The following is a 2,414-nucleotide window of genomic DNA, read 5'->3' on the forward strand; positions in this document are numbered from 1 at the left end:
CGAGCAGCTGCTCGACGTCGGCCAGGTGCAGGCCGCTGGTCGGCTCGTCCAGGACGTAGACGCCGCCCTCCCCGGCCATGTGGACGGCCAGCTTGAGCCGCTGCCGCTCGCCGCCGGACAGGGTGGTCAGCGGCTGGCCGACCCTGAGGTAGCCCAGGCCGACCTCCTCCAAACGCCGCAGGATCCGCGCGGCCGCGGGCACCTTCGCCCCCTCGCCGTTGAAGAACGCGTGCGCCTCGGCCACCGACATCGCGAGCACCTCGCTGATGTCGCGGCCGCCGTCCGGGCCGCCCAGGCGGTACTCCAGCACCTGCGGCTGGAACCTCCTGCCCTCGCACTCCTCGCACGGCGAGGCCACCGTGTCCATCATGGCCAGGTCGGTGTAGAGCACCCCGGCTCCGTTGCAGGCCGGGCAGGCGCCCTCGGAGTTGGGGCTGAACAGCGCCGGTTTGACGCCGTTGGCCTTGGCGAAGGCCTTGCGGACCGGGTCGAGCAGCCCGGTGTAGGTGGCCGGGTTGCTGCGCCGCGAGCCGCGGATCGCGCCCTGGTCCACCGACACCGCGCCCGCGCCCGCGGGCATCGACCCGTGGACCAGCGAACTCTTGCCGCTGCCCGCCACGCCGGTCACCACGCACAGCACGCCCAGCGGCACGTCCACGTCCACGCCGCGCAGGTTGTTGGCGTCGGCGCCGCGGATCTCCAGGGCGCCCCGGGGCGTGCGCACCCGCGGCTTGAGCCGGGTCCGGTCGTCGAGGTGGCGGCCGGTGAGGGTGCCGCTGGCGCGCAGCCCCCCGACGCCGCCCTCGAAGACGATCCGCCCGCCGTCGTCACCGGCGCCGGGGCCGAGGTCGACCACGTGGTCGGCGATCGCGATGGTCTCCGGCTTGTGCTCCACGACGAGCACGGTGTTGCCCTTGTCGCGCAGCCGCAGCAGCAGGCGGTTCATCCGCTCGATGTCGTGCGGGTGCAGTCCCACGGTGGGTTCGTCGAAGACGTAGGTGACGTCGGTGAGCGAGGAGCCCAGGTGGCGGATCATCTTGGTGCGCTGCGCCTCGCCGCCCGAGAGCGTGCCCGAGGAGCGGTCGAGCGAGAGGTAGCCCAGCCCGATCTCCACGAAGGAGTCGAGCGTGTGCCCCAGTTTCTCCAGCAGCGGCCCCACGGAGGGTTCCTCGAGCCCGCGGACCCACGCGGCCAGGTCGCTGATCTGCATCGCGCACGCGTCGGCGATGCTGATCCCGCGGATCCTGGAGGACCGGGCCTCCTCGCTGAGGCGGGTGCCGTCGCACTCGGGGCAGGCGGTGAAGGTGACCGCCCGGTCCACGAACTCCCGGATGTGCGGCTGCATCGCCTCCCGGTCCTTGGACAGGAACGACTTCCGGATCTTGGGGATCAGCCCCTCGTAGGTGAGGTTGACGCCCTCGATCTTCACCTTGACCGGTTCCTTGTGGAGGAAGTCGGCGAGTTCCTCCTCGGTGTAGTCGCGGATCGGCTTGCGGGGGTCCACGAAGCCCGACTCGGCGTAGACCCGCACCGTCCAGAAGTTGTCCGACTTCCAGCCGGGGATGGTGAACGCGCCCTCGGCGATCGACTTGGAGTCGTCGTAGAGCTGGGTGAGGTCGATGTCGGAGACCGTGCCCCGGCCCTCGCAGTGCGTGCACATGCCGCCGGTGCGGCTGAAGGTCTGCTTCACGGCCTTGCCGTTGCCCACCCTGATGGCGCCGCTGGCCTGGACCGAGGCGACGTTGAACGCGAACGCGTTGGGCGAGCCGATGTGCGGTTTCCCGAGGCGGCTGAAGAGGATGCGCAGCAGCGAGTTGGCGTCGGTGGCGGTGCCCACCGTGGAGCGGACGTTGGCGCCCATCCGCTCCTGGTCGATGATGATCGCCGTGGTCAGCCCGTCGAGGACGTCGACGTCGGGCCGGGCCATCGTCGGCATGAGGCCCTGCACGAAGGCGCTGTAGGTCTCGTTGATCATCCGCTGCGACTCCGCGGCGATCGTGTTGAACACCAGGGAGCTCTTGCCCGAGCCGGAGACGCCGGTGAACACGGTCAGGCGGCGTTTGGGTATCTCGACGCTGACGTCCCGGAGGTTGTTCTCACGTGCGCCGTACACGCGGATCAGGTCGTGGCTGTCGGCGGCGTGCGGCTCGGGCGCCTCCGCGTCCGCCCTGGTGGCCGTGCTCATCGTGATCTCCCTCGGTCGGGTGAGGCCTCTGCGTCGGCGTCGTCTGGGTCGGCCCACCAGCGCCGGGCGACGGCCGTCGCGTGCCGGTCCGTGTGACCGGTGGGGTCCGTGGTGCCAACGCTAGACGGGGGAGCGGGGGCGGCGCTTCTCGATTCCTGACCGGAGGGCCCGGAGCGCCTAGTCCATGGCGGCGCGGCCGTGGCGCCAGTAGCCGATGAAGGCGATGTCG

1 protein-coding gene is annotated in these 2,414 nt (G+C 71.1%); it reads right to left on the reverse strand.

Translation table 11 applies throughout. The features are described from left to right. On the reverse strand, nucleotides 1-2,185 hold a 2,185-nt coding region (locus DQW06_RS19950; protein WP_157983503.1), incomplete at its 3' end, for an excinuclease ABC subunit UvrA. Nucleotides 2,186-2,414: the final 229 nt, after the last annotated feature.

Origin of the sequence: Nocardiopsis sp. TNDT3, from assembly GCF_003427465.1 — a bacterium.
GTDB lineage: Bacteria > Actinomycetota > Actinomycetes > Streptosporangiales > Streptosporangiaceae > Nocardiopsis > Nocardiopsis dassonvillei.